A 24,178-nucleotide genomic window follows, 5' to 3' on the forward strand; every position below is an offset into this window, starting at 1 on the left:
TGGGTCCCTACGACAGGGGCTCGATCCACACGGAGCGGTAGCGGTCGACCAGCTCGCCGACCTGGCCGTCGCGGTAGGCCAGGTAGCGGGCCCAGGCCGCGGGGTCCTCGACACCGCAGGCGGGGGTGACCCAGCGGCTGGTGAGCACGTCCTCGTGGGTCGGGCGGGGGTGCAGCATGCTCGCGTAGTCCGGGGTGGTTCCAGTCCGAGTGCGAGTAGTACAGGCCCACCTTGAGCCCCTGTTCGCGCAGCGCGGCGGCGTAGGGGCCGACCAGATCGCGTGCGGCGGGCGTGCGGCGCACGACGTCCAGGTCGCCGAGCGCGGTGTCCCACAGGGCCACGCCGTCCTGGTGACGGGCCGTCAGCACCGCGTACCGGGCGCCCGCCCGCGCGAACAGCGCCGCCCATTCCCGCGGGTCGTATCGCGCGGCGGTGAAGCCGTCCAGCTGCTTCATGTACTGCTCGTGGGACACCTGACCGGTGTAGAACGACCAGGACTCGGGCACCCCGTCGACGGCGTAGACGCCGTAGTGGACGAAGATTCCCAGCTTCGCGTCGGAGAACCGGGACTGCATGTGCATGAGGGCAACGCCTCGGTCGTGGTGACGGAAGGGGCGGCCGTGCGCCGCGCCGCGCCGACGCTATGCCGGACGCAGGATCCGGTGCGTGGGGCGTGCTCACCTCAACTGGTCGTTTTTCACCGTCGCAGAGGAGTCGGAGGGGAGTGGAACCTCCCGTGCCGTCACACCGGGCGGCCCCGGGTGACGGCACGCGGCCCCTCACGCCGTCAGCGAGGCGATCGTGGCGTCGAGATCCGTGTCCTTCGGACGGTTGTGGGGCAGCTTGGCCAGGACGTGGGCCATGCCGCAGGTGTCGGTCAGGGCCGAGAAGACCAGTCCGCCCGCGATGCCCGCGGACAGCAGCCGGGCCGCGGGCCGCACCCGCCCCAGGGCGAGACCCGCCAGGACCAGCGAGCCGGCCGCCAGCCGGACCTGCCGCTCCATGGCCCACGCCGTCCGCGCCCCGGCCGGCCGGTGCAGGTCGTGACCGAGCTCGGCCCAGCTGTCGGTGCCCCCGGTCAGGGTCGCCGCGGGGATGCCGTGCCCGGCGAGGATGTCGCACGCCTGGGCCGAGCGGGTGCCCGAGGCGCAGACGACCAGCAGATCGCCGCGCTCGGCCGCGGTCCTCAGCGCGGGCAGCGCCCGGTCCAGACGGTCGAGCGGAATGTTGTGGGCGCCGGGCAGATGGCCGGAGGCGTACTCGCCCGGTGTGCGCACGTCGATGACGGTCAGGTCGTGCAGCCGGGGGCGGGCCTCGGAGGCGGTCAGGGAGGAGCTCGGCATGGTCGTTTCCCTCTTCCTTGTCTTCCTGGTCGGACGTACACCCCACTGAACCAGGTTTCCAGGGGGTTTCCGGCGCCGGGCGTCGTGGCCCCGGCCGGGATACCCGCCGGAGACGCTCTGGACTAGGAAGGCCCGTCCGACGGTAAGTCCCGGCTCTGCCGCAGCCTTTCGCCGAGTCGCCCGCGCAGCGTGCGGGTGAGCGCGGCCGTGGCCGCGGTCAGGAAGACGAATGTGTAGAGGAGCTGCACCATGGTCACCACGCGCGCCGTCTGCCCGGCGGGCGTGATGTCCCCGTAGCCGACCGTCGCCAGGGTGGTGACGGTGAAGTACAGGGCGTCGACCCGGGTGGCGAGTCCGTCGAACTGGCCCGGCTGCTTCGCCAGCGCGTAGTACGCGCCGGCGAAGATGACGATCGACAGGCACATCAGCAGCGGGATCACGATCCCGGGCCTGGCCCGCGTGCCGCCGGCGACGACGTCGCGGATCTGGACGAGCAGCAGCACGCTGACACCGGCCAGCGCCAGGGCGAAAACCGTCCAGCTCGCGACCGGGCGGTGCGGGCCGATCTCGTCGAGCGGCAGCACGAAGTACCCCGAGGTCATGGCGGTCACGGCGACGACCGCGAGCAACCGCAACCGCGCCGGCTCCCGGCGGCCCGGGCCGCTCGGCGCCTGGCGCGGATTCGGTGTGGCCGTCATGGTGCCTCCCGGAGCCGGCGTCCGCACCAGTCAACGCCCGTGCCGCCCCGACACGCCCCAGGTGCTGCGGAAACCGGGTGAGGCCGGCCGTCGCGGGCCCGCCGCCGTCACCCGTCCGGATTCCTCCGCATGGCGCAGGGGACGGCGCCGCCGGACGCTCGAAACCCCGCACGCGTCCGCGTACGGGGACCCAGCGCGAGGAGTGGTCATGAGTCAGCAAACGCGCCCGGTCGGCGCCACACCGCCCGTACCGGACCCGGCCGCCGGCTGGGTGACCGGCGGAGTCGCCTTCGCCGGCGTCCTGATGCTGTGCGGCGGCGTTCTGGCCGTGCTCCAGGGCATCGCGGGGATCGTCGAGGACGACTGGTACCTCACGGTCGGTGACTACGTGTACCGGGTCAGTCTCACCGGCTGGGGCTGGATCCATCTCGTCATCGGGCTCCTCGTCGCGGTCACCGGCGCCGGGGTGCTGAAAGGCGCCGAGTGGGCCCGGATCACCGGCATCGTGCTCGCCTCGTTGAGCCTGGTCACGCAGTTCCTCTTCCTGCCGTACGCCCCGATCTGGTCGGTGATCATGATCGCGCTGGACGTGTTCGTGATCTGGGCGCTCGCCGCGTACCGCAGCAGCGGCCGGGTGCTGTGACGGGCGATCTCAGCGGGGCCGGCGAACTCCCCGTCGTGCGGGCGGAGTTCGCCGTTCCGTCCCGCCTGCCGCGCCGGGTGCGCGGCGCACGCGCCGGGCGAGGACCGGGCGAGGTCCGCCGCGACAGATCGGTCCGAAGGGCTGCGGTGCACGCCGGTGGGGAGGGAATATGGGAGGTACCCGTCATCCGGTGTGAGGTCGTGAGCGAACGGCCGTGCCTGTGCATCGTGACAGGGGAAGGAGCGATTGTGGGCAGCGCTGACCTGTTCCGTGCCGGCCTCGCAGCAGACCGCCGTACGGACGCCGCGCTGTCGCCGCCGGGCGGCCTCATGGACGTGCTCGCGGTCGCCGCCGTCGTCCTCGACTCACAGGGCCGCATCGTGCTGTGGAGCCCGCAGGCGGAGGAGCTCCTCGGCTACACCCCGCAGGAGGCACTGGGGCAGTACGCCGCGCAGCTTCTGGTCGCCGACGAGCACTTCGACCTGGTGCTGAGCCTGTTCCAACAGGTCATGGAGAGCGGCCAGGGCTGGGAGGGCGTCTTCCGGGTACGGCACAAGGACGGCTCCACACGGCTGCTGGAATGGCGCAACATGCGCTTGCAGGACGACCTCGGCGGCTACTACGCCCTGGGGCTCGCCACCGACCAGCCGACGCTGCGCCGCGTCGAGCGCGACCTGGCGCTGTCGGTGCGCCTGGTGGACCAGTCCCCGATCGGGCTCGCCGTGCTCGGCGACGACCTGCGGTACGTGGCGGTGAACCCCGCCCTGGAACGGATCGGGGGGCGGCCCGCCGGCGACCTCATCGGCCGCAGCATCCCGGAGACGCTGCCGTTCGGCGACGCGGAGAGCCTCGAGGCCGCCATGCGCGAGGTCCTGGCCTCCGGTGCGCCGCTGCTGGACCGGCATGTGCTCGGCCGGGTCCCCTCGGACCCCGTCGGTGAGCGCGCCTGGTCGGTGTCCCTGTACCGGCTGGAGGACCCAGGCGGACGCGTGCTCGGGATCGCTCTCTCCGTCGTCGACGTCACCGACCGGCACCGCGCGGCCACGGAGGCGGAGCGGGCGCGCCGGCGCCTGGCCCTGGTCGCCGACGCCTCCGTACGCATCGGGACGACCCTCGACCTGGAGCAGACGGCCCGCGAGCTGGCGGACGTGGCGGTGCCCGAGCTGGCGGACGTGGCCGCCGTCGACGTCCTCGACAGCGTCCTCGTCGGCCCCGACGGCCGCCCGGACCGAAGAAGCGACGACGCCCCGATGCTGATCCGCGCCCTCGCGGTCGCCGCCGCCTACCCCACCGTCGCGGTCGAGGCCGCCGACCGCCCCGGTGAACTCGCCCGGTACGACGCCGGACGCCTCGTCACCCAGTGCGTCAACACCGCACGCCCCGTCACGATCCCCCGACTCGGCGAGCAGGACCTGCGCGACATCGCCCGCGACAGCAGGGCCGCCGGAATCCTCGCCGAGGCCGGCGTGCACTCCTACATGGCCGTGCCGCTGATCGCCCGCGGCGAGGTCCTCGGGGCGCTCGACCTCAAAAGGGCCCGCAATCCCGACCCGTTCACCGAGGACGACGTCCTGCTGGCGACGGAGTTCGCCGCGCGCGCCGCCGTCTGCATCGACAACGCGCGGTGGTACCGCCAGCAGCGCCAGACCGCGCTCACGCTCCAGCGCAGCATGCTGCCCGAGACGCCCGAGCATCTCGTCGGCCTCGAAGTGGCCTCCCGCTATCAGCCGGCGCGCGCGAACAGCGAGGTCGGCGGCGACTGGTTCGACATCATCCCCATGGACAGGGAACGCACCGCCCTGGTCGTCGGCGACGTGATGGGCAGCGGGATCAACGCCGCCACCGCCATGGGCCGGCTGCGCACCGCCACCCAGACGCTCGCCCGGCTCGCCCTGGACCCCGCCGTCGTGCTGCGCCACCTCGACGAGATCACCGCCGGACTCGACCCGTACATCGCCACCTGCATGTACGCCGTGTACGACCCGCACCGCGCCCAGTGCTGCATCGCCAACGCGGGCCACCTGCCCCCGGTCCTGGTGCGCAGCGGGTGCGCGCCCCGGCTGCTCGACCTGCCCACCGGCACCCCCCTCGGCGTCGGCGGCGTCGGCGGCGTCGCACTGCGCAGCATCACCGTCGGCATCGACCCGGGTGACGTGCTCGTCCTGTACACGGACGGCCTGGTCGAGACGCGCGACCAGGACATCGACGTCCGGCTGAACATGCTGCTCGACCTGCTCAAGACCGCCGACGCCACGCTGGGGGAGACCTGTGACCGGCTGCTGCACGCTCTGCGCCGGCCCGACGCCCCGGACGACGTCGCGCTGCTCCTGGCCCGCGTGACCGGCTCGTAGCGTCGGCTCGCCCCCGGGCCGCGGCGGCGCTGTGCGCATCCGCCGGACGGGCCCGGGGGCGGGGGTGACACGATGGCGGAGCGGTGCCGCGCCGATCACCGCAGGTCCCCGTAGGCAAGCACGACGCGAACGAACAAGGAGGACGGGCCGTGCCCGCTCCCCGGATGAGCACGACACCTCTGCCAGGCATTGGGGTCCAGTACGACCTCACCACCCGCGAGCACCGGCACCTGTCGGTCATCGCCCACCGCGACGGCACCCGCTCGGTGAACGTCTACCGGCCCGACGATCCCGACGCCTGCGCGCAGTCCGTGCACCTGACCAGCGCCGAGGCCGCCTCGCTCATCGACGCCCTGATGCCCGACCACCACAGCTCCAACGTCCTGCACACCACCGACCTCGGCCTGATCGCCGAACGCGTCGAGGTGTCCGCGCACTCCGTGTGGAACGGCCGTGTGATGGGCGAGATGCGGCTGCGCACCGAGACCGGTGCCTCGGTGGTGGCCGTACTGCGCCGGGCCGAGGCCATCCCCTCGCCGGGGCCGGACTTCCGGCTGGCCGGCGGGGACACGCTGATCGTCATCGGCACCCGCGAGGGCGTCGAGGCGGCCGCGGCGATACTCGGACGGGAGTGACCGGGTGCACTCCGCGGTATTCCTCATCGAGTTCGGCGCGATCATCCTCGGCCTGGGACTGCTGGGCAGATTCGCGGGGCGGCTGCGGTTCTCGCCGATCCCGCTGTACCTGCTCGCCGGTCTCGCCTTCGGCACGGGCGGTCTGCTGCCCCTCGGCGCGAGCGAGGAGTTCGTGGCGATAGGCGCCGAGATCGGCGTCATCCTGCTCCTGCTGATGCTCGGCCTCGAGTACACGGCGAGCGACCTCGTCTCCAACCTCAGGACGCAGTACCCGGCCGGCCTCGTCGACTTCACCCTCAACGCCCTGCCGGGCGCGGCGGCGGCGCTGCTGATGGGCTGGGGCCCGGTGGCGGCCGTCGTCCTCGGCGGTGTCACGTGGATCTCGTCGTCCGGCGTCATCGCCAAGGTGCTCGGCGACCTGGGCCGGCTCGGCAACCGGGAGACGCCGGTCATCCTCAGCATCCTGGTCCTCGAAGACCTGGCGATGGCCGTCTACCTGCCGATCATCACCGCTCTGCTCGCCGGCGTCGGTCTCGCCGCGGGCAGCGTGACGCTGGCGATCGCGCTGGGCGTCGCGGGCGCGGTGCTGTTCGTCGCCGTCCGCTACGGGCGGGTCATCTCACGCTTCGTCAGCAGCGACGACCCGGAGAAGCTGCTGCTGGTCGTGCTCGGCCTCACCCTGCTGGTGGCGGGCATCGCTCAGCAGCTCCAGGTCTCGGCAGCGGTCGGCGCGTTCCTCGTCGGGATCGCGCTGTCCGGCGAGGTGGCCGAGGGCGCGCACACGCTGCTGAGCCCGCTGCGCGACCTGTTCGCCGCGGTGTTCTTCGTCTTCTTCGGACTGCACACCGACCCGTCCAGCATTCCGCCGGTGCTGCTGCCCGCCCTGGCGCTGGCCGTCACAACGGCCCTCACCAAGGTCGCCACCGGCTACTGGGCGGCGAAGCGCGCGGGTGTCGGCCCCAAGGGCCGCTGGCGCGCGGGCGGCACACTGGTGGCGCGCGGCGAGTTCTCCATCGTCATCGCGGGCCTCGCGGTCTCGGCGGGGATCGAGCCGTCGATGGGTCCGCTGGCGACGGCGTACGTCCTGATCCTGGTGGTCGTCGGCCCGCTGACGGCGCGGTACACGGAGCCGGTCGGCCTCTGGCTGACGTCCCGGCGCCGTCGGCCCGTCACCGGGCCGGTTCCGGAGCCGGCCCGGGTGGAGGCCCGCGACTGACGTCTCGCGCCCGCCCCGGCGGCGGCCGCGGCCACCGCCAAAGGCCCCGGGGCGCGTACCGCGTCACGCCGCGTCGTGGAAGACCAGGCCCGGCGAGCGGCGCTGCCCGAGCGGACGGTGCTCACGCCGTGCCGGACCGCCCCGGCGGACCAGCCGCGGCGGGCGGCGACCGGGCGGCCCCGTGTGGTGAGGACCAGGCCGTGGCCCTGTTCCCGTACGTGCACCGTGCCGCGGGACTGCGCCCGGGGCCGCTGCTCGCCTGTCCGGACCGCGACCGGGAGCCGTTCGTCCGGCGGGAATCGGACGTCGCTGTCGCGTCAGAGCGCGCCCCACAGGTGGGCCCTGGTGCGCAGATGGTCGTGCACGAGCGCGAGCGGGGGGTGGACCAGGGCACCCGCGCGGACGGCGAGATAGAGCGTGTTGAGCGGGGGTGCGGCCGGTTCGTGAAGAAGCTCCACCGATCCGGCGGCGAGGGCCGGTTCCGCCAGGTAGCGCGGGAGCGTGCTGACGCCCGCCCCCGCGACGACGGCGGCGAGCACGGCCCGCAGATCGGGAACGGTCACGGCGATGCCGTTCGGCGGACGCCGGCCGAATTCGCTCAGCCAGTAGCGCCTGACGATCGGCAGATCGTCCGCGTACGCGACGAGAGGCAAGTGGGCCAGTGCGCCCGCAGGATCGGCCGCCAGCCGCACGGGGTCGACGGTGCGGGCCAGCGTCGGCGGTCCCACCAGGACGAATTCCTCGTCGACGAGCGGTGTGGCGGCGATCTCCTGCTGCGTCGGCCGCACGGCCGACACCACCAGGTCGACGCGTCCCGCCGACAGGGCCGCCAGCAGGTCCGCGGCGAGTCCCAGCGTCACCTGCAGGCGCAGCCCTCGCGTGGTGAGCGGGGCCAGCGTGGGCAGCACCCGCAAGGCCATCAGCTCGGCGGCGCCCGCGATGCGTACGGTGCCGACATGAGCGGCGCCGTCGCCCGAGGTGTCCAGCGCGGCGCGGAGCTCGTCCAGATGCGTGCCGATCCGCGCGGCGAGGTCGGCCGCGCGGGCCGTGGGCGTCGCCCCCTTGCGGGAGCGTACGAACAGCGGCTCGCCCAGCTCCTGTTCCAGCCGTGCCAGCTGGCCGCTGACCGCGGGCTGGGTCAGTCCCAGCCGCTCGGCGGCGGCGGAGAGGGAGCCGCAGCGGTAGATCTCGAGGAAGGTGGACAGCAGATGCAGCGCGGGCACGCCACCCTCTTTCCATAAGGGAACTTATGGCGTCCATGATGCCCGCGGATGGCGTCGGGTGAAAGCTGTTGTTGTCCGCTTCGAGCCCCAACAACCGACATCCATCAGTGAAGGACCCATTCCTCATGTCGAAGATCCTTATGGTCGTCTCCGGTGCCGACAGCCTGGAACTGGCCGACGGCTCCAGCCATCCGACCGGCTTCTGGGCCGAGGAGGTCGCCGCGTCGCACGAGCTGCTGAGTGCCGCGGGCCATGACGTGACCATCGCGACCCCGGGCGGCGTGCGGCCCACCGCCGACCCGATCAGCCTGGACGCGCGGGGCGGTGTCGATGAGGAGGACGCCCGTCGCTTCACCGCGTACCTGGCGGCCATCGACGGAGACCTCGCCGCGCCGCTCGACCTCGCCAAGGTGTCCGCGGACGACTACGACGCCGTCTACATCCCCGGCGGCCACGCGCCGATGACGGACCTCGCCGACAACGCCGACCTCGGCCGGCTGCTGAACGACGCCGACCGGGGCGGCAGCGTCGTGGCGGCCCTGTGCCACGGGCTCGCGGCTCTGCTGAGCGCGCGCCGGGAGGACGGCTCGTTCACCTTCGCCGGACGGGAGGTGACCTCGTTCAGCGACGAGGAGGAGCGCCAGGGCGGGCTCGGCGACCGGTCGCCGTACTTCGTCGAGTCGCGGCTGCGCGAACTCGGTGCGAGGGTCAGCACCGGCCCGGCGTGGTCGAGCACCGTTGTCGAGGACGGCAACCTGATCACCGGCCAGAACCCGCAGTCCAGCGCGGACACGGCACGGCGCGTCGTGGGCGCGCTCGCCGCGCGCTGACACGGCTCAACCGGTGCGGGGAGCGGGCTCCAGCGTGAAGGAGTGGCCGGCCGGGTCGGCGTAGACGCGCGCATGACCCGGGCCGGGCCCGGCGCCGTTGTCCACGGGCATCGCGCCGAGGGTCACCGCTTCGCGCTCCGCCGCGTCCAGGTCGCCCTCTGCGACCCGGATGTACAGATGGGACTGCTGGGAGTCCTCGGGGCGCGGCCAGCTCGGCGGCGCGTACCCGTGGTCGCGTCGCACGGCGAGCACCACGCCGTCCTGCCCGGCCACTTCCACGAGATCCGGATCATGACCGACGCGGACCTCGGCGTGGAGCAACGCCGCGTAGAAATCGGCGAGTTGCCGGGGTTCGGCCGAGTCGAGGACGAGGACTGCTGTCTTCGTAACCGTCATGCAGTCCGCCTACCCCGGCCGTCCCGCCGCACACGACGGGTGGCCGGGCGGTGCGGGCGGTACCCGGGGCTGCGCGTCGCTGCCCTCCGCGGCCGGGCGCGGGGCGCGGACGTCTGCGGCCGAGCCGCCGCCGGGGTGCGCGCTGTACGGCGGCGTCGCCGGGGCGTGACCCGCGGGCAGGGCGTGGCGAGGCGGCGTGTTCGCCTGCCGAGCGGATGCCGACCCGGTCGCCGCGCACTTCATGCGGGTGGCGTGCGGCGCCGTTCGCTCGGGCGAGGGCGCGACCCGGGCAAGCGGCGCAGGGGCGTGGTCGCGCGGCCTCACGGGACCGTGCGCCGGCCGTCGCCCGGCGGGGTCTGTCGTCGGCGTCGGGCGGTGCCCGCCCGCCCGACGCCGCGCGGCACCGGCGACGCCGCAGGCCGGGGGGCGCGCCTGGGGCAAGGAGCCGGTCGGGGCGGGGGTTACCGATTCCCCGAGCGGGCACCAGCAGGGCGAAGCCGGTGCTGTGACGCCGGGAGGCGTGGCCCGTGGCGACATGGTCACGTACAGTGATCGCCGGGTTCGCCTCTTGCCGTCGCACGGGGGAACATGGGTTCCGGGACGCGGCCCTGCCAGGCGCCGCAGGTCCCGGCGACAGGTCCCAGCCGAGCCCACGACAGCCGGACATGGTGATGAACGACAAGACGACCCCGGCCCGGTCCGCGACCGCCGCGCAGAGCGCGGCGGTGTTCGGCGCGCCCTGCTGGGTCAGCCTCATGGCCCGTGACCTCAAGGCCGCCCAGGACTTCTACGGGGCGGTGCTCGGATGGGAGTTCCGCAAGGGCAGGCTCGGTGAGGAGTTCAGCGTCGCCCTCTCCGACGGCGCGCCCGTCGCCGGTATCGGCGCCCTCGCCCCCCGCCTGACGGTCGCCGTCGCCTGGACCCCGTACTTCGCGGTCCAGGACGCCGACGAGGCAGCCGGCCGGATCAGGGAACGCAGCGGCACGGTCGCTGTCGGCCCCCTCTCGCTGGCCACCGGCCGCGGCCTGCTCGCCGCGGACCGCGACGGCGCGGTGTTCGGCATCTGGGAGGGCGAGCTGGTCAGGGACTGGCCCGCCTGGCAGGACAACGCGCCCGCCTGGATCAGGCTGCTGGCCAGGGACGCCTTCGAATCCGCGATCTTCTACGGCGAGATCCTCGACTGGGCCTCCGACCGCGCCGGCTGCTGCGAGGTCAGCTACGCGGAGGACGCGGTACTCCTCCACCGCTCCGGACGCGTCCTCGCCCGCCTCACCTCCGGCGCCGACGGCACCGCGATCAACCCCCTCCTGCACCCGCGCTGGCACGTCCACTTCGCGGTGAAGGACGTGGAGGAGACCGCCCACACGGCCCGCAGGCACGGGGCGACGCTGCTCGGCGAGCGCTCCACGGCGCGGGGGATGGAGGCAAGCCTGCGCGACCCGGACGGGGCGATCTTCACGGTCAGCTCGCTGGACGACGCGGTCCCCGGTCCCGACCCCTCCCTCGTCGGCCCGTAGAGCCAGGAGTCTTGAAGCCCCGTACCGCAGGAGCCCCGGCAGACGCAGGAAGGCCCGCCATGGAACGAGCCGCCGTCTTCGACGTGGACGGGACCCTCGTCGACACCAATCACCTGCACGTCGTCTCCTGGTGGGAGGCCTTCCGGCAGTCCGGCCACCGCGTCGCCATGCACGACATCCACCGCGCCGTCGGCCTGCCCGGCGGCGACCTCGTCGCCCACCTGCTCGGCGACGACCGCGACCGCGACCGGGACGAGACCGTCAAGGCCGCCCACAAGGCCCTGTACGCGGCGTACTCGGACCGGCTGCCGCCCCTGGACCAGGCGGGGCAACTGCTGCGCACCCTCTCCCGTTCCGGCTGGACCGTCGTGCTCGCGACCTCGGCGTCGGGCGCCGAACTCGCGGCCCTGCGGCGGGCCATCGACGCGGACGACGCCGTCAGCGCCATGGCGAGCGCCGACGACGTCGCCGAGGGCAAGCCCGCGCCCGAGCCGGTCCGGCATGCGCTGGAACTGGCCGGGGTGCCCGCCGAGCGCGCCGTCTTCGTCGGCGACACCGTGTGGGACATGCGGGCCGCCCGGCGCGCGGGCGTGCTCTGCGTCGGCCTCCTGTGCGGCGGCATTCCCCGCGCGGACCTCGTCGAGGCGGGCGCGCACGCGGTCCACGACGACCCGGCGGATCTGCTCCGCGCCCTGCACACGGGCCCGTTCGCCGAGATCGTGCGCCGCTCCACGGGCTGATCCACGTGCGCGCCGCCATGCGCTGATGCGCGGAGATCGTGCGCCGCTGCACGACCTGAGCGGCACGGCCGCCCGCGTCAGTGCGCCCGGTGACCCGCCAGTGGCGCGGTGGCCTCCCCGCTGCCCTCCCGTACGCCCCGCAGGAACTCCTGCAGCGCGTCCACCGACGTGTGCTCCGGCCGCCACTCGAGCTCTTCCCGGGCCCGCGTGGAGTCCATCAGAGGCAGCCGCAGCACGGCGTCGAAGAGCTGCGGCGATGCCGGTACGAGGCGCATCGCCCAGGCCGCCGCCAGTGCGGCGTGCACGGGCCCCTTCGGCACCCGCACCACCCGGGCGTCCAGCAGCTCGCCGAGTACGTTCGCGTCCACCACGGGATCGGCGGTCAGGTTGAACGCTCCGCGCGCATCGAGAAGGACCGCCATGAGGTAGGCGCGTGCGGCGTCGTCGGTGTGCAGGACCTGGAACCGGAGCCCTTCGATGTCCGGCACGACGGGGAGCAGCGACGGCCTGAGCAGCGGTCCGGGCAGGAAACGCCCGGCGAAGATGCGGCGTTGCTCGCTCGCGGAGCTCTCCTTGAACAGGAAGCCGGGGCGCATCCGCACCACCCGGACCTCCGGATGCCGCTCCTCGAAGGCGTCGAGCACCCGCTCCAGATAGGCCTTCTCACGGCAGTACGCGGCACCGGGCACGCCATGCGTGGGCCACGACTCGTCGACACCGGGCAGGGACTTGGGCCCGGGCGCATACGCGCCGACCGACGAGGCGTGCACCAGAACCGGTACGCGGGCCGCGACGACGGCGTCGAAGACCCGCAGCGAACCGAGGACGTTGCTCTGCCAGGTGGTGCCGGGATCGTGCGTGGGCTGGAACCGCCAGGCCAGGTGCACCACCGCGTCGGCGTCCTCGAAAAGGCGGGCGAGGTCCGCCGTCGCGTCGTCGGCCGACAGGTCGGCCGACGCCCACTCGGTCCGGGACAGCCGCAGCTCCGGCATGCGGCGGGCCAGTCCGAGGACCGACGCGACACGCGAATCCCCCGAGAGCGCCCGCACCACACTGGTGCCTACGTTCCCCGTCGCTCCTGTGACCACCACTCGCAGCCCTGTCGTCGTATTCATCGGGTCTCCGTCGTGCTGTCGTTCCCGCATTCGGATGTCGGTGGCTTCCGGGTCCCCGCGGGGCACCGACCGAAACAGCAGGGACAGGAGTTGCCGGGATGAAAACCGCCGACGCGGGCACCCGGGGATCACGGCCGGGCGACGACCGCCCGCACGAGACCCCGAGGTGGCGACGATGGTGACCATTGCGACGCCCGAGAGGACGCGCTCGCCCCGACTGCTGCGCACCCCGGGTGTGTACGTCCCGCAGGCGGACACGTTCCTGCTGGCCGACGCACTGGCGCGCGAGCCGCTGGGGCCCGGGGCCGACGTACTCGACGTCGGAACGGGCAGCGGAGTCCTGGCGCTCGCGGCCGCCCGGCGCGGTGCCCGGGTGACCGCCGTCGACACCTCCTGGAGTGCCGTGCTCACCACCCGCGCCAACGCCGCTCTCGCCGGTCAGCACGTCGAAGTGCTGCACGGCGACCTTCTCGCCCCGGCGGCCGGCCGTCGTTTCGACCTGATCGTCGGCAACCCGCCGTACGTGCCCGCGCCCAGGACGCGGCCGCCGCGGCGCGGCCCGGCCGTCGCCTGGGACGCGGGCCCCGACGGACGTGCGGTACTGGACCGGATCTGCGACGGCGCCGCGGAGCTCCTGCGGCGCCGGGGGGTGCTGCTGCTGGTGCACTCCGCGCTGTGCGGCGTGGCGCCCACCCTGGAGCGGCTGCGCCGCACTGGGCTGGATGCGGTCGTCACCGACCGCGAGCAGGTGCCCTTCGGGCCGGTCCTGAGGTCCCGTGCCGCATGGCTGCGCCGGCAGGGGCTGATCGCCCCTGGTGAGGACAAGGAAGAGCTGGTGATCGTCCGTGCCGACCGCATCTGAACGGCCCTGCCGCATCACGCCGACCCGCGACGGCCCGCTGCTCGTCGAGGGCCCCGTCGACGTCGTCCTCGAGGACGGCACCGTCGCCACCTCGGACCGTTTCACGGTGGCGCTGTGCACGTGCCGCCGCAGCCGGGCCTACCCCTGGTGCGACACGAGCCATCGGCGCAAGGCCAAGGAGTGAGCGCGGTGCAACACGCCCCCACACCCCTCGGGCGGGGCACGACGGAGCGGGAACTGCCGCAGGCCCGCGGAGACCTGTCGGCCGCCGTCCTGGACGCCCTGCGGACCTCGCCCGCCCTGGCGCGGTTCCCCGGCGCCCACGAGGCCGAACAGGCCGATCCGCTCGGCGACGACCTGCAACTGGCGCTCTACGCCTGCTACGAACTGCACTACCTGGGCTTCACCGGCGTCGACCCGGCCTGGGAATGGGACCCGGAGCTGCTGCGGCTGCGCGCGGCCATGGAGGAGAACTTCCAGTGCGCCCTGCGCGCCGGGACCACCGGCCACCCGGACCTCGACGACGCGCTCGACGCCCTGCTCGTCGAACCGGTCCGCGGCACCGGCGTCAGCCGGTACCTGCACGACGAGGGCTCGCTCTGGCAGCTGCGCGAGTACGCGGCCCAGCGCTCCCTGTACCACCTGAAGGAGGCCGACCCGCACGCCTGGGTCATCCCGCGCCTGCGCGGCCGGGCGAAAGCGGCGTTCGTCGCCGTGGAGTTCGACGAGTTCGGCGGCGGCCGACCCGAACGCGTCCACGCCCGGCTCTTCGCCGACCTCATGGCCGACCTACGCCTCGACACCGCCTACGGCCGCTACGCGGACGCCGCGTCCGCACAGATGCTGGCGACGGTCAACCTGATGTCCCTGCTGGGACTGCACCGCGCCCACCGCGGCGCTCTGGTGGGGCACTTCGCCGCCGTCGAGATCACCTCGTCGCCCGCGTCCCGGAGGCTGGCCGCGGCGATGCGCCGCACCGGGGCGGGCAGTGCCGCCGAGCGTTTCTACGACGAGCACGTCATCGCCGACGCCGTCCACGAACAGGTCGTGCGCCGGGACGTCATCGGCGGGCTCCTGGAGGACGAGCCCTCCCTCGCGCCGGAGGTGGCGTTCGGGATCGCGGCGACGGAGTTCGTCGAGGACCGGTTCGCCGAGCAACTGCTGGGCGCCTGGCGGCAAGGGGCCACGAGCCTGCGGACGCAGGTGTGAGATGACACGGTGCCGTCGCGTGGTTCGACCGTACGGATACGAACCGCTACGCAACGTGATGGTCCACGTGGCGGAAAAGGGCGCTCCGGATCACAATGAGGCACCGGACGGACGTCGTTCCGCCGCGTGGCTGGGGGCCGCAGAAACCGGGAGACCACGATGCTGATGCCCGACACGAGCGTCATCACCAGGCTGATTGCCCGCTACCGGGCCCAGGAACACCACCTCCTCGCCGCTCCGCACGACGAGCACGCCCGAAGACGCTTCGAGGACACCGCGTACACGCTGTGCGTCCTGATGTGCGAGCGCACGGCCCGTGAGGCGGTGCTGGCGGCCGAACGCTACGTGCACCGTCACATCCGCTCCGGTGCGCAGCCCATGGGCGAGCGCGCGGCGTCCGGCGGCTGCTGACCGGACGGAACGTCCGCAGCGGCCGGCCGGACCGGCGAGGGAAGCCGGCCCGGACCAGGAAGGAGCAAGGTGCTCGAAGTCCGCAGAGCGCTTCCCGAGCCCGTCGTCGGCTTCGTACGCCGGCGCAGGGAACCCGTCGTCACGCAGACTCTGCGCTCCACGGCGGCGGCGACCATCTCCTACGTCGTCGCCCTGTACGCGGTCGACAGCACCGCTCCGCCGCTGACGGCCCCCCTCACCGCGCTCCTGGTCGTGCAGGTGACCCTCTACTCCACGCTCACCACCGGCGTACGGCGGGTGAACTCGGTCGTCGTCGGCGTGCTCATCGCCATCGGGTTCAGCGTGCTCGTCGGGCTGAGCTGGTGGAGCCTCGGTCTGATCATCCTGGCCTCCCTGGTGGTCGGACACTTCGTGCGCGTCGACGAGTTCGTCCCCGAGGTCGCGATCAGCGCCATGCTCGTGCTCGGTGTGACCCAGGTCGCCGACACCGCCTGGGACCGGGTGCTGGAGACCCTGATCGGGGCCGTGGTGGGTCTGCTGTTCAACGTCGTGTTCGTACCGCCCGTGTGGGTCGAGACGGCCGGTGACTCCATCGAGGACCTGGCGCGGCGCATGCGGCGGCTCCTGCTCCTGATCGGCGAGGAACTGACCCGCCCCACGCACGTCGAACGGGCCGCCGCCCGCCTCCACGAGGCCCGCCGGCTCGACAACGACGTCGCCGACGTCGACGCGGCCCTGCGGCAGGCGGAGGACAGCCTGCGGCTCAACCCCCGCGTCAAGGAAGGGCTGCTGCACCGCATCGTGCTGCGCACCGGACTGGACACGCTGGAGATCTGCGCCGTCGTCCTGCGCGTCCTCGCGCGCACCATCACCGACCTCGCCAAGGAACGCAGGGACGAGGCCCTGTTCACGCACGAGGTGGGCGTCGCCCTCCAGGAACTCCTCGGCCATGTCGCCGACACGCTCGTGAGCTTCGCCGTCCTCGTCACCACCACGACCAGCGGCAGCGCGGACGCCGCCGAGGCCCGGCTCACCGGAGAACTCGCCGCCGCCCGCACCAGCCGCGACAATGCCGCGGACCTGCTGCTCCAGGGCATGCAGGAGGTGCCCCGCCACTGGCAGTTGTACGGCGCCCTGCTCACCGAGATCGACCGCATCCTCGACGAACTCGACCTCGACCACCGCTCGCGGCGTCTGATGGAGGAACTCGACCGTCACACCAGGGAGCAGCGGGCGCGCCGCCCGAAGCTCTCCGCGCTGCTGGACCGGGCGCGCAACCGCAGGCAGCGCCGGTCCGCCGCCCACTGACCGGATGCCCGGCAGGAGACACCCACGAGGAACCGTCACCACCGAGGTCCCGGCTGCCCACCGCTGCCACCATGGCTCTGTGCTGGTGCGTCGTGCTCTTCTTCGCCTCGGCCGGGGCCGGTTCGGCGCATCTCACGGCGAGCGATGTGGTCGGGGACGCCGTCCCCGCCTCCGGTGCGGCAGCCCGGTGAGGCGAGGGACTCAGCCCTCCGGAGCGGACCGCACGTCGATCACGAAACCGTCGGCGGGGCGGGTGGGGATCCGGCTCAACGGGATGGACAGATCCTGCGCAGGCACCTCGTACTCGAGCCGCGCCAGCCGCACGGCCAGCGTCGCCAGGAGCGCGACCGTGACGTCCTCGCCCGGACAGCGGTGGCCGGTCGCCGCATCGCCGCCGCCCTGCGGAATGAGCGCGTACGGGTCGGCGGGAGGGCCGGCGGTGAAGCGGGCCGGGTCGAAGGCGTACGGGTGGGGCCACAGGGCCGGGTCGTGCTGGTGGCCGTACACGTCGAGGACGATCAGCGTGCCCTCGGCGATCTCCGCGTCCTCGTAACGCACGTCCGCCGCTGCCAGCCCGACCACGAAGGGCACGAACGGGTAGAACCGGCGCACCTCGTGGGTGAACGCCTCTGCGTACGCGGGATCGCCCGTGCGCAGTGCGTCGCGGTGCTGGGGCCAGCGGTGCAGCGCGTGCGCGGCGAACGTCAGGTACCAGGCGACCGCGGCGGTCGGGCGCACGATGTTCAGCACCTCCACCGCCGCCGTGTGCGTGTCCAGCGGTCGTCCGCCCGCCTCCTGGTGCAGAGCGACGGCCCGCAGGGCCGAGCCGCGGGGCGCGCCGTCCTCGTCCGGGACCGCGTCGTCGCGCACCGCCTCGATGAGCTCCGCGATCCGCGCCTCCTGCCGGGCGCGGGCCTGGCGCGCCCGCCAGTGCCGGGGGCCCGCCGTGGCGAAGCCGTCGACCATGGCCACGAGGTCGTCCGCCACGGCCGGGACCTCGGCGTCGCCGAGCGGCATGCCCGCCCACGAGCAGACCGCGCGGGTGATCACCCGCGCGGTCTCGGTGAACAGCTCCGTCCGCGTCGAGGCGGCCCACGACCGGGACGCGAGGTCCCACTCCGTGCCGGCGCTCTCCGCGAGAGAACCGACGGCCGCCTCGTCCTTGAGCAGGGACACCAACAGCGCCTTGCGCACCCGGTGGCTCTCGCCGTCCAGGGTGTGCACGGCCCCGCGCCCGAACAGCGTGTCGACCACGGGGCCGGGCAGCGCGGCGCGGCGGACGACGTGCCGTTCGTCGTAGAAGAAGCGCGCCGCGTCCGCGCCGTGCAGCACGACGGCGCGGCGGCCGAGGAAGCGGGTGGTGACGGGCGCTCCGCCCTCCCGGCGCAGCAGGTCCGGGATCCAGGCGTAGCCCTGGGTCAGAGCGGAGAGGGTGGCGTCGGGGCGCAGTGTCTCGCGGAGATCCATGCGCTCAGGGTTCCCCGCCGCGCGGGCGGAATGCTCCCTTTCGTCGCATTACCGCTCATGCGGCGTCCCGCATGACCTCGCTGCGCAGCTGATCGCAGCAGCGGCTGATGAGCCGGGACACGTGCATCTGGGAGATGCCGAGCGTCTGGGCGATGCTGCTCTGTGTCATGTCGCGGAAGAAGCGCATGTAGAGGATGTTCTGCTCCCGCTCGGGCAGCTTGCGCAGGCCGGGTTTGACCGCCTCCCGGTCGACGAGGACGTCGATCGCGGGATCGGCGGAGCCGAGCGTGTCGCCGAGGGAGTAGCCGTCGTCCGCGCCCGGCAGCTCGGCGTCCAGGGACAGGGTCGTGAAGCTCTCCAGGGCCTCGAGCCCGAGGAGCGCGTCCTCCTCGCACACGCCGGCGCGTTCGGCGATCTCGGCGACCGTGGGGGAGCGGCCGGAGATGGTCTGGCTCAGGTCCTGGCGCGCGAAGCGGACGCGGTTGCGCAGGTCCTGCACCCGGCGGGGTACGTGCAGGGCCCACATGTGGTCGCGGAAATGGCGCTTGACCTCGCCGACGACGGTGGGGACGGCGAAGCTCTCGAAAGCGCCGCGCGAGGGGTCGTAGCGGTCGACGGCCTTCACGAGGCCGAGTGCGGCGACCTGTTGCAGGTCCTCGAGGGATTCGCCGCGGTTGCGAAACCGGCCCGCGATCCGTTCCGCCATGGGCAACCAGGCCGCCACGATCTCCTGCCGCAGCTCCTGCCGCTCAGGGCCGTCGTCCAGCTCGGCCATCCTCCGAAAGGCGTCTGCGGTGTCGGGGGCATCGGAGTGCGAGTGCTTGCTTTGTGCCAGCGTGCGCATGATGTCGGGTCTTCCTGCAGGGTGTGGTGCCTTGAAGGATTCGACTCACCCGCAGAAGCGGTCCCTGGGCCGGTCTCCCGCACCCGGAGCCTCGGCTCCCGCGGGGTGTGCTCCGTCCGAAGCACAACACGCGGCTGCCCGGGACTTCACAGCCAAAACGTGGCACAGAGGGCGCTTTTCCCCCCGGGGGACGGCCTCACAGGGCGGCGGGCGCCCGCACCGGCAGGTGGTACACGGCGAACGCGTGCCCGATGACCGGCTGGGCGACGTTGCGCACCTTCACACCGCCCGCGGTCAGGCCGTGCTCGGAGCCCAGATGCGCGTGCCCGTGCACCGCGAGGTCGGCACGGCCCTCGTCCACCGCCTCGGCCAGCAGATAACTGCCCAGGAACGGGTAGATCTCCGGCGGCTCACCGGCCAGCGTGTCCGGTACGGGGGAGTAGTGCGTCAGCGCGATCCGCACGGCGCAGCCGCGCTCCTCGAGCTCCAGCAGCGAACGGCACAGGTCCGCCGCACACCGCCGGGTGTAGCGGACGAACGCCTTCATCTCCGGCTCCCCGAACTCGCCCGCGCTGCGCCCCGCGAACCCCCCGCAGAAGCCCTTCGTACCGGCGACCCCGAGCCGGGTGCCGTCGATGTCCAGCACGGCCGCCGAGCCCTCGAGGACCGTGACCCCGGCCCGCTGGAGGACCATGGTGACCTTGTCATCCTGGTCGCTTTGGTAGTCGTGGTTGCCCAGCACGGCGACGACGGGCAGGGGCAGCCCCTCCACCTCCGCCGCCACCACCTGCGCCTCCTCCACCGTGCCGTGGCGCGTCAGGTCACCGGCCAGCAGCAGGACGTCGGCGCTCTCGCCGAGGGTGTCGAAGGCCGGACGCAGCGCACCGTGGCTGTCCGGGCCCATATGGATGTCTCCGACGGCGGCTACGCGAATCACTCCAGCTCCTCGGGGCGTTCGGGGGCCGTCGCGCCGGCGATCACCAGATCGGCCCGCATCGGCAGCCCGCCGAGTTCGGCTTCGGCGATGCGCAGGATCTCGGCCCTGCACGAAGCGCTGGACACGGTGCCGTTCAGGTGCACGTATCCACCGCGCATATCGATCTGGACGCCCAGTTCGGCGATGTCCTCCTCCGCGAGCCGCTCGCGCAACCGCGCGATGCGGTACTCGGACGCCTCGAGGCGGGTCATGGCACACCTCCCGGGCCGCCGGTCCGCGGCGAGATCACGTCGAGCCGTTCCAGCAGGTACAAGAACGCGTCCGGCATGGGGGACGCCGTGTGTTCGCGGCGCAGCGCGTTCCAGTCGACCCGCTCGCGCAGCGCCCGCGCGACGGGCAGCAGCCGGCCGAAGTCGCAGTGGTGCTCGGACAGTGCCGCGAGTCTGCTGCTCATCAGGTCCGTCGGCGCCAGCACCGGCATGTGCACGGAGTCCACCGACAGGATCTCCGCCCGGTCCAGCATCTCCTTGGTGACCGGACGGTGCGCCAGCTCGAAGATCAGGTCGATCTCCTCGCCGCCCGCCCTCGCTTTCATGAGCCAGTCCTCCGGAGGGGACACGACCTCGACCCCTCCCTGCGTGAGGGCCCGCACGACGCCCTCCGCGTCCTTGCGCCGCAGGCAGAAGTCGGAGTCGTGCTGGAGCCGCAGCGGGACCCCGTAGGCGTACACCGCGACGCTCCCGACGAGGGCGAACGGGTAGCCCGACGCCTTGAGCAGCGCCGCCACTTCTTTGGTGGCCTGGAGGATGGCCTGCGTGTGGTCCTCGGGCAGCGGCTCGGCCTCGGTCCGGGTCGCCGGGGCCGCCGCGGTCCCGCCCGCGCCCGTGACCCGGCCGGAGACAGGCCGCACATGCGCGGTGCGGGGAGTTTCCTTGATGGGGTTCATCGCCGGTGCTCCGTCCAACGTCGGGAACGTCATGTACCCCTTCGGCGGCTGTCGATCCATGGTCGCACCTGTCCGGATGGAATTCGCGGGGGACCGGTGTGCCCGGGCGGCAGGCGGGTACCCGCAGGTTCCTCCGGTACGGCCGCCCCCACCGGACCGCGGCGCGCGGCGCGCCGACGGGAACAGTGGCAGGGCGGCCCGGCCGGGCAACAGCCGAAGAGCCGGAAGGGCGGCGCGAGTGTCGAGGAGGCGGGAGCCCATGGGTCCGGAAGCGACCAGAGGGGCCGGAGAACAGGCGGCCACCGGAGGCGATCGGTTCTCCGTGACCACCGAGCGGCGGGCGGACGCCGTCGTCCTCACACTCAGCGGTGAACTCGACCACGACACGGCCGAGCCGCTGCGCGAGGCGCTGGCCCTGCACGTGCGCCAGGGAGCCCGGCGCATCCTCGTCGACTGCGGCCCGCTCGGCTTCTGCGACTCCACCGGCCTGAACGTCCTGCTGCACGGGAGGCTGGCCGCGCTGGAGACCGGGGGCCGGATCGAACTCGCCGGACTGCGCCCGCCGGTGGCACGGATGTTCGAGATCACCGGAGCGCACGCGGTCTTCCAGGTGTACGCCGGCGTCGAGGAAGCGCTGGCGGACGAGCGGCCGGCATAGCGGGGGGTCCGATGAACAACGCGACCCTCAGCGGCCCGGGACAGACCCGCAGGCTGGCGCTGTACGGCACGAAGGGCGTGGTGACCCGGTGCCGCGACTTCACGCAGGACGCGCTGTACGACTGGGGGTGGACGCGGGCCAGGGATCTGATCGGACTCGACGACGAGAACGGCGAGGTCGTCGAGGACGTGCTGCTGCTCGTCTCGGAGATCGTGACCAACGCCTGCCTGCACGCGGGAGGGCCGCGTGAGCTCGTGCTCCACCAGTACGGGCCGCGGCTGCGGATCGAGGTCGCGGACGCCAGCCCCGAACCGCCGCGCCGCCGCGTGCCGAAGGACCTCACGCAGCCCGGCGGCCACGGCCTGATCATCCTGGAACGCCTCGCCCGTACCTGGGGCTCCGAGCGCCGAGGCACGGGCAAAGTGGTCTGGGTCGAGGTCCCGGTCCCCCCGCCCGCACACCGCGGGCGAGCGGTCGGCGGGGCGGGACCGGTAGGTCGTGATCCCTTGCCGTGATCCCTCGGGGCGCCGTGATCCCTCGGGGTCAGGCCATGATGCCTTCGCGCAGCGTGCCGAGGATCCGCGCGAGCAACCGGGAGACGTGCATCTGCGAGATGCCCAGCCGTTCGCCTATCTCCGCCTGGGTGAGCTCCTCGCGGAAGCGCAGCGACAGGATCAGCCGGTCGCGCTCGTCGAGCGTCGCGATGAGCGGCTTGAGCGCTTCCAGGCAGTCCACGATGTCGAACGCGGGGTCCTCCACGCCCAGTCGGCGCGAGACACCGGTGGAGGCGTCCTCCTCGTTGACCGCCGTGTCCAGCGACTGGGCGGTGTAGCCGTTGGACGCGCGCTCGCCCTCGAGCACCTCCTCCTCGCTGACGTGCAGGTGCTCGGCCAGCTCGGCGGTGGTGGGCCTGCGGCCCAGCTGCTGCTCCAGCACGTCGAGCGCCTTCGCGAGCTCGATGCGCAGCTCCTGCAGCCGCCTGGGGACGCGGACCGACCAGCTGGAATCGCGGAAGTACCGCTTGATCTCCCCGACCACGGTCGGCAGCGCGAAGGAGGCGAACTCCACCTCGCGCTGCACGTCGAAGCGGTTGATCGCCTTGATGAGGCCGATGGTGCCGACCTGGATGATGTCCTCCATCGGCTCGGCCCGGTTGCCGAAACGGGTCGCCGCGAACTTGACCAGGCTCAGATTGAGCTCGACCAGCGTGTTGCGGACGTACGCGTACTCCGCAGTGCCCTCGTCGAGTTCGGCAAGGCGCCGCAGAAGCGCTGCCGAGAGGGGACGGGCGTCCGCGGGGCTGACGGTCCGGGGATCGCGGATCTGCGGCAGCCCGGCCACCGCGGCGCGGGCGGCGCCGCCGGGATACGGCGGCGCGGCCGCGGGGGGAGACGGCTGGGCGTCTGCGGTGCTGGACATCGGGTTTCCTTCGACGGGGCAGGGGCCGGCGCTGTCGGCTGCAGCGGGACCGTCGGGCGAATCCCTGTTGTGAGGGGGTTTTCCCACTTTTGCATGCTTTGATGCAGATTTGATGGGCACTGGCACGTTATGGGAAGTGCACGGGAACTGAGCCCGGTCTCGACCGGCCGCCGGTTCGCCCTCGACGGCGGGCCGGGGGTCGTGGCGCGCTGCCGGGACCTGACGCGTGAGGCCCTGCACGACTGGTTCCCGCAGACCGGACCCGGCGTGGCCGTGGCCATGGGCGATGTGCTGCTCCTCGTGTCCGAGATCGTGACCAACGCGTACCGGCACGGTGGCTTCCCGTACGAGCTGGAGCTCGACCGCGGACCCGGCCGGATCTGGGTCCAGGTCAGCGACACCAGCGCGGTCCGCCCCCGACCCCACGGCCCGCACCGTGCCGCCCGCTCCTCCGGACACGGTCTCTACCTGCTGGAACGGCTCTCCGCCGACTGGGGGTGGGCCCGGCACGGCACCGGCAAGACGGTGTGGTTCGCCGTCGACATCCCCGGCTGAGCCGCGCCCGGCGACGCCCGAACCCTGAGCGGTCCGCTGGGGTGTCCCGCACATGCCCGCGTGCCACAGTGGAGGAAGCCGTAGACGACGCCGCCCGCGCTTGAGTCGCGCGGCGCCGCGCCCCCCACAGCACGAGGTCTGCGATGGATGTGTCCGCCCCCGCGCCGGGCCCGGTACCGGGCCGGCCGCCCGCCGATCTGAGCGAGGAGGAGCTGAGGAAACTGCTCGCCGGTCTCGTCGCCGTACGCGACGGGGACCTGTCCGTCAGGCTGCCGAGCGATTCCTCGGGCCTGCTCGGTGAGATCGCGGGGATCTACAACGAGATGGTCGACCAGTTGTCCCTGGTCACCTCGGAGGTCACCCGCGTCGCCCGCGAGGTCGGCGGCCAGGGACTGCTGGGCGGCCAGGCACGGGAGCCGCGGGACAGCGGAGTGTGGACCGAGCTGACGTCCGGCGTGAACACCATGGCGAACAACCTCACCTCCCAGGTGCGCAACATCGCCCAGGTCGCCACCGCCGTCGCCCGCGGCGACCTCACCCGCAAGATCGACGTCGACGCGCGCGGCGAGATCCTCGAACTCAAGGAGACCATCAACACGATGGTCGACCGGCTCTCCTCGTTCGCCGAGGAGGTCTCGCGGGTGGCCCGCGAGGTCGGCACCGACGGAAACCTCGGCGGACAGGCCACCGTCCGCGGCGTCTCCGGCACCTGGAAGGACCTCACCGACAACGTCAACTCCATGGCGAACAACCTCACCAACCAGGTGCGCAACATCGCCCAGGTCACCACGGCCGTCGCCCGCGGCGACCTCACCCGCAAGATCGACGTCGACGCGCGCGGCGAGATCCTGGAGC

Annotated in this window: 27 protein-coding genes and 2 pseudogenes; 16 read left to right on the forward strand and 13 right to left on the reverse strand. The window is 72.9% G+C overall.

The window, feature by feature from the left end:
- Positions 1-34: 34 nt before the first annotated feature.
- The 3 genes and pseudogenes from HW130_RS03700 to HW130_RS03710 form a co-directional block, all read right to left on the reverse strand.
- Positions 35-581 (reverse strand): annotated as a pseudogene (locus HW130_RS03700) (alpha-L-fucosidase); the annotation flags it as partial.
- A 198-nt stretch (positions 582-779) separates the two neighbouring features.
- Complete coding sequence (locus HW130_RS03705; RefSeq protein WP_177147926.1) at positions 780-1,343, reverse strand: rhodanese-like domain-containing protein; 564 nt, start codon at positions 1,341-1,343, stop codon at positions 780-782.
- A gap of 122 nt (positions 1,344-1,465) precedes the next feature.
- Positions 1,466-2,041, reverse strand: a complete 576-nt coding sequence (locus HW130_RS03710) for a potassium channel family protein (protein ID WP_177147927.1) — start codon at positions 2,039-2,041, stop codon at positions 1,466-1,468.
- 208 nt (positions 2,042-2,249) lie between these two features.
- Here HW130_RS03710 and HW130_RS03715 point away from each other — a divergent pair, with 208 nt between their 5' ends.
- The 4 genes from HW130_RS03715 to HW130_RS03730 all read left to right on the forward strand — a co-directional run bounded on the left by HW130_RS03715 (position 2,250) and on the right by HW130_RS03730 (position 6,886).
- The gene (locus HW130_RS03715; RefSeq protein ID WP_177147928.1) at positions 2,250-2,684 is read left to right on the forward strand and encodes a hypothetical protein; all 435 of its coding nucleotides are present in this window, start codon (positions 2,250-2,252) and stop codon (positions 2,682-2,684) included.
- Positions 2,685-2,932: 248 nt separating this feature from the next.
- Positions 2,933-5,035 carry a SpoIIE family protein phosphatase gene (locus HW130_RS03720; protein WP_375256503.1) on the forward strand — a complete coding sequence of 701 codons (2,103 nt, stop codon included), beginning with the start codon at positions 2,933-2,935 and terminating at the stop codon, positions 5,033-5,035.
- A 164-nt stretch (positions 5,036-5,199) separates the two neighbouring features.
- On the forward strand, positions 5,200-5,670 hold the full coding sequence (locus HW130_RS03725) for a cation:proton antiporter regulatory subunit (RefSeq protein WP_177147929.1): 471 nt from the start codon (positions 5,200-5,202) through the stop codon (positions 5,668-5,670).
- A gap of 4 nt (positions 5,671-5,674) precedes the next feature.
- Positions 5,675-6,886 carry a cation:proton antiporter gene (locus HW130_RS03730; protein WP_177147930.1) on the forward strand — a complete coding sequence of 404 codons (1,212 nt, stop codon included), beginning with the start codon at positions 5,675-5,677 and terminating at the stop codon, positions 6,884-6,886.
- Between the two features lie 63 nt (positions 6,887-6,949).
- On the opposite strand, the pseudogene HW130_RS36935 reads toward HW130_RS03730, so the two are convergent.
- Both HW130_RS36935 and HW130_RS35615 read right to left on the reverse strand, forming a co-directional pair.
- Positions 6,950-7,143: pseudogene (locus HW130_RS36935) on the reverse strand (2OG-Fe(II) oxygenase); the annotation flags it as partial.
- Positions 7,144-7,203: 60 nt separating this feature from the next.
- Complete coding sequence (locus tag HW130_RS35615) at positions 7,204-8,109, reverse strand: LysR family transcriptional regulator (RefSeq protein WP_309140312.1); 906 nt, start codon at positions 8,107-8,109, stop codon at positions 7,204-7,206.
- Positions 8,110-8,234: 125 nt separating this feature from the next.
- On the opposite strand from HW130_RS35615, the gene HW130_RS03745 reads away from it, so the two are divergent.
- The gene (locus tag HW130_RS03745) at positions 8,235-8,939 is read left to right on the forward strand and encodes a type 1 glutamine amidotransferase domain-containing protein (RefSeq protein WP_177147931.1); all 705 of its coding nucleotides are present in this window, start codon (positions 8,235-8,237) and stop codon (positions 8,937-8,939) included.
- Between the two features lie 6 nt (positions 8,940-8,945).
- On the opposite strand, the gene HW130_RS03750 is transcribed toward HW130_RS03745, so the two are convergent.
- Complete coding sequence (locus tag HW130_RS03750) at positions 8,946-9,335, reverse strand: VOC family protein (RefSeq protein WP_177147932.1); 390 nt, start codon at positions 9,333-9,335, stop codon at positions 8,946-8,948.
- Positions 9,336-10,006: 671 nt separating this feature from the next.
- Here HW130_RS03750 and HW130_RS03755 point away from each other — a divergent pair.
- Both HW130_RS03755 and HW130_RS03760 read left to right on the forward strand, forming a co-directional pair.
- Positions 10,007-10,852 (forward strand): VOC family protein, encoded by an 846-nt coding sequence (locus HW130_RS03755; protein WP_177147933.1) that lies wholly within the window; start codon positions 10,007-10,009, stop codon positions 10,850-10,852.
- Positions 10,853-10,911: 59 nt separating this feature from the next.
- The gene (locus tag HW130_RS03760; protein ID WP_177147934.1) at positions 10,912-11,592 is read left to right on the forward strand and encodes an HAD family hydrolase; all 681 of its coding nucleotides are present in this window, start codon (positions 10,912-10,914) and stop codon (positions 11,590-11,592) included.
- Positions 11,593-11,669: 77 nt separating this feature from the next.
- Here HW130_RS03760 and HW130_RS03765 read toward each other — a convergent pair whose 3' ends face one another.
- Positions 11,670-12,707, reverse strand: coding sequence for an NAD-dependent epimerase/dehydratase family protein (locus tag HW130_RS03765; RefSeq protein WP_177147935.1), 1,038 nt, complete (start codon positions 12,705-12,707; stop codon positions 11,670-11,672).
- A 175-nt stretch (positions 12,708-12,882) separates the two neighbouring features.
- Between HW130_RS03765 and HW130_RS03770 the strand changes: the two genes are divergently transcribed.
- The 5 genes from HW130_RS03770 (at position 12,883) to HW130_RS03790 (ending at position 16,497) form a co-directional block, all read left to right on the forward strand.
- On the forward strand, positions 12,883-13,569 hold the full coding sequence (locus HW130_RS03770; protein ID WP_177147936.1) for a HemK2/MTQ2 family protein methyltransferase: 687 nt from the start codon (positions 12,883-12,885) through the stop codon (positions 13,567-13,569).
- The gene (locus tag HW130_RS03775; protein WP_177147937.1) at positions 13,553-13,753 is read left to right on the forward strand and encodes a CDGSH iron-sulfur domain-containing protein; all 201 of its coding nucleotides are present in this window, start codon (positions 13,553-13,555) and stop codon (positions 13,751-13,753) included. Before HW130_RS03770 ends, HW130_RS03775 begins: the two co-directional genes overlap by 17 nt.
- A 5-nt stretch (positions 13,754-13,758) precedes the next feature.
- Entirely contained in the window at positions 13,759-14,778 is a 1,020-nt protein-coding gene (locus HW130_RS03780) for an iron-containing redox enzyme family protein (RefSeq protein ID WP_309140313.1), read from the forward strand.
- Between the two features lie 159 nt (positions 14,779-14,937).
- The gene (locus HW130_RS03785; RefSeq protein WP_177147938.1) at positions 14,938-15,189 is read left to right on the forward strand and encodes a DUF5133 domain-containing protein; all 252 of its coding nucleotides are present in this window, start codon (positions 14,938-14,940) and stop codon (positions 15,187-15,189) included.
- 69 nt (positions 15,190-15,258) lie between these two features.
- Entirely contained in the window at positions 15,259-16,497 is a 1,239-nt protein-coding gene (locus tag HW130_RS03790) for an aromatic acid exporter family protein (RefSeq protein WP_177147939.1), read from the forward strand.
- Between the two features lie 201 nt (positions 16,498-16,698).
- Here the strand turns inward: HW130_RS03790 and HW130_RS03795 are convergent, their stop codons facing one another.
- The 5 genes from HW130_RS03795 to HW130_RS03815 all read right to left on the reverse strand — a co-directional run bounded on the left by HW130_RS03795 (position 16,699) and on the right by HW130_RS03815 (position 20,691).
- On the reverse strand, positions 16,699-17,964 hold the full coding sequence (locus HW130_RS03795) for a cytochrome P450 (protein ID WP_177147940.1): 1,266 nt from the start codon (positions 17,962-17,964) through the stop codon (positions 16,699-16,701).
- 55 nt (positions 17,965-18,019) lie between these two features.
- A complete protein-coding gene (locus HW130_RS03800) occupies positions 18,020-18,808 on the reverse strand; it encodes an RNA polymerase sigma factor SigF (protein WP_177147941.1) in 789 nt (262 codons plus the stop codon).
- Between the two features lie 196 nt (positions 18,809-19,004).
- The gene (locus HW130_RS03805) at positions 19,005-19,745 is read right to left on the reverse strand and encodes a metallophosphoesterase (RefSeq protein WP_177147942.1); all 741 of its coding nucleotides are present in this window, start codon (positions 19,743-19,745) and stop codon (positions 19,005-19,007) included.
- Entirely contained in the window at positions 19,742-19,996 is a 255-nt protein-coding gene (locus HW130_RS03810; protein WP_177147943.1) for a BON domain-containing protein, read from the reverse strand. Before HW130_RS03810 ends, HW130_RS03805 begins: the two co-directional genes overlap by 4 nt.
- Positions 19,993-20,691, reverse strand: a complete 699-nt coding sequence (locus tag HW130_RS03815; protein ID WP_177147944.1) for a nucleotidyltransferase family protein — start codon at positions 20,689-20,691, stop codon at positions 19,993-19,995. The genes HW130_RS03810 and HW130_RS03815 overlap by 4 nt, the downstream gene beginning before the upstream one ends.
- 259 nt (positions 20,692-20,950) lie before the next feature.
- On the opposite strand from HW130_RS03815, the gene HW130_RS03820 reads away from it, so the two are divergent.
- Positions 20,951-21,349, forward strand: coding sequence for an STAS domain-containing protein (locus HW130_RS03820; protein ID WP_177147945.1), 399 nt, complete (start codon positions 20,951-20,953; stop codon positions 21,347-21,349).
- Between the two features lie 11 nt (positions 21,350-21,360).
- Positions 21,361-21,864 carry an ATP-binding protein gene (locus HW130_RS03825; protein ID WP_177147946.1) on the forward strand — a complete coding sequence of 168 codons (504 nt, stop codon included), beginning with the start codon at positions 21,361-21,363 and terminating at the stop codon, positions 21,862-21,864.
- A gap of 28 nt (positions 21,865-21,892) precedes the next feature.
- On the opposite strand, the gene HW130_RS03830 is transcribed toward HW130_RS03825, so the two are convergent.
- Positions 21,893-22,768, reverse strand: a complete 876-nt coding sequence (locus tag HW130_RS03830) for a SigB/SigF/SigG family RNA polymerase sigma factor (protein ID WP_177147947.1) — start codon at positions 22,766-22,768, stop codon at positions 21,893-21,895.
- A gap of 129 nt (positions 22,769-22,897) precedes the next feature.
- Between HW130_RS03830 and HW130_RS03835 the strand changes: the two genes are divergently transcribed.
- Positions 22,898-23,323: an ATP-binding protein gene (locus tag HW130_RS03835; RefSeq protein WP_177147948.1), complete on the forward strand. Its 426-nt coding sequence runs from the start codon at positions 22,898-22,900 to the stop codon at positions 23,321-23,323.
- A 143-nt stretch (positions 23,324-23,466) separates the two neighbouring features.
- Positions 23,467-24,178, forward strand: a 712-nt coding sequence (locus HW130_RS03840) for a HAMP domain-containing protein (RefSeq protein WP_177147949.1), incomplete at its 3' end; no start/stop codon positions are given.

The sequence above is a fragment of the Streptomyces sp. PKU-EA00015 genome (genome assembly GCF_013387495.1).
Classification (GTDB): Bacteria; Actinomycetota; Actinomycetes; order Streptomycetales; family Streptomycetaceae; genus Streptomyces.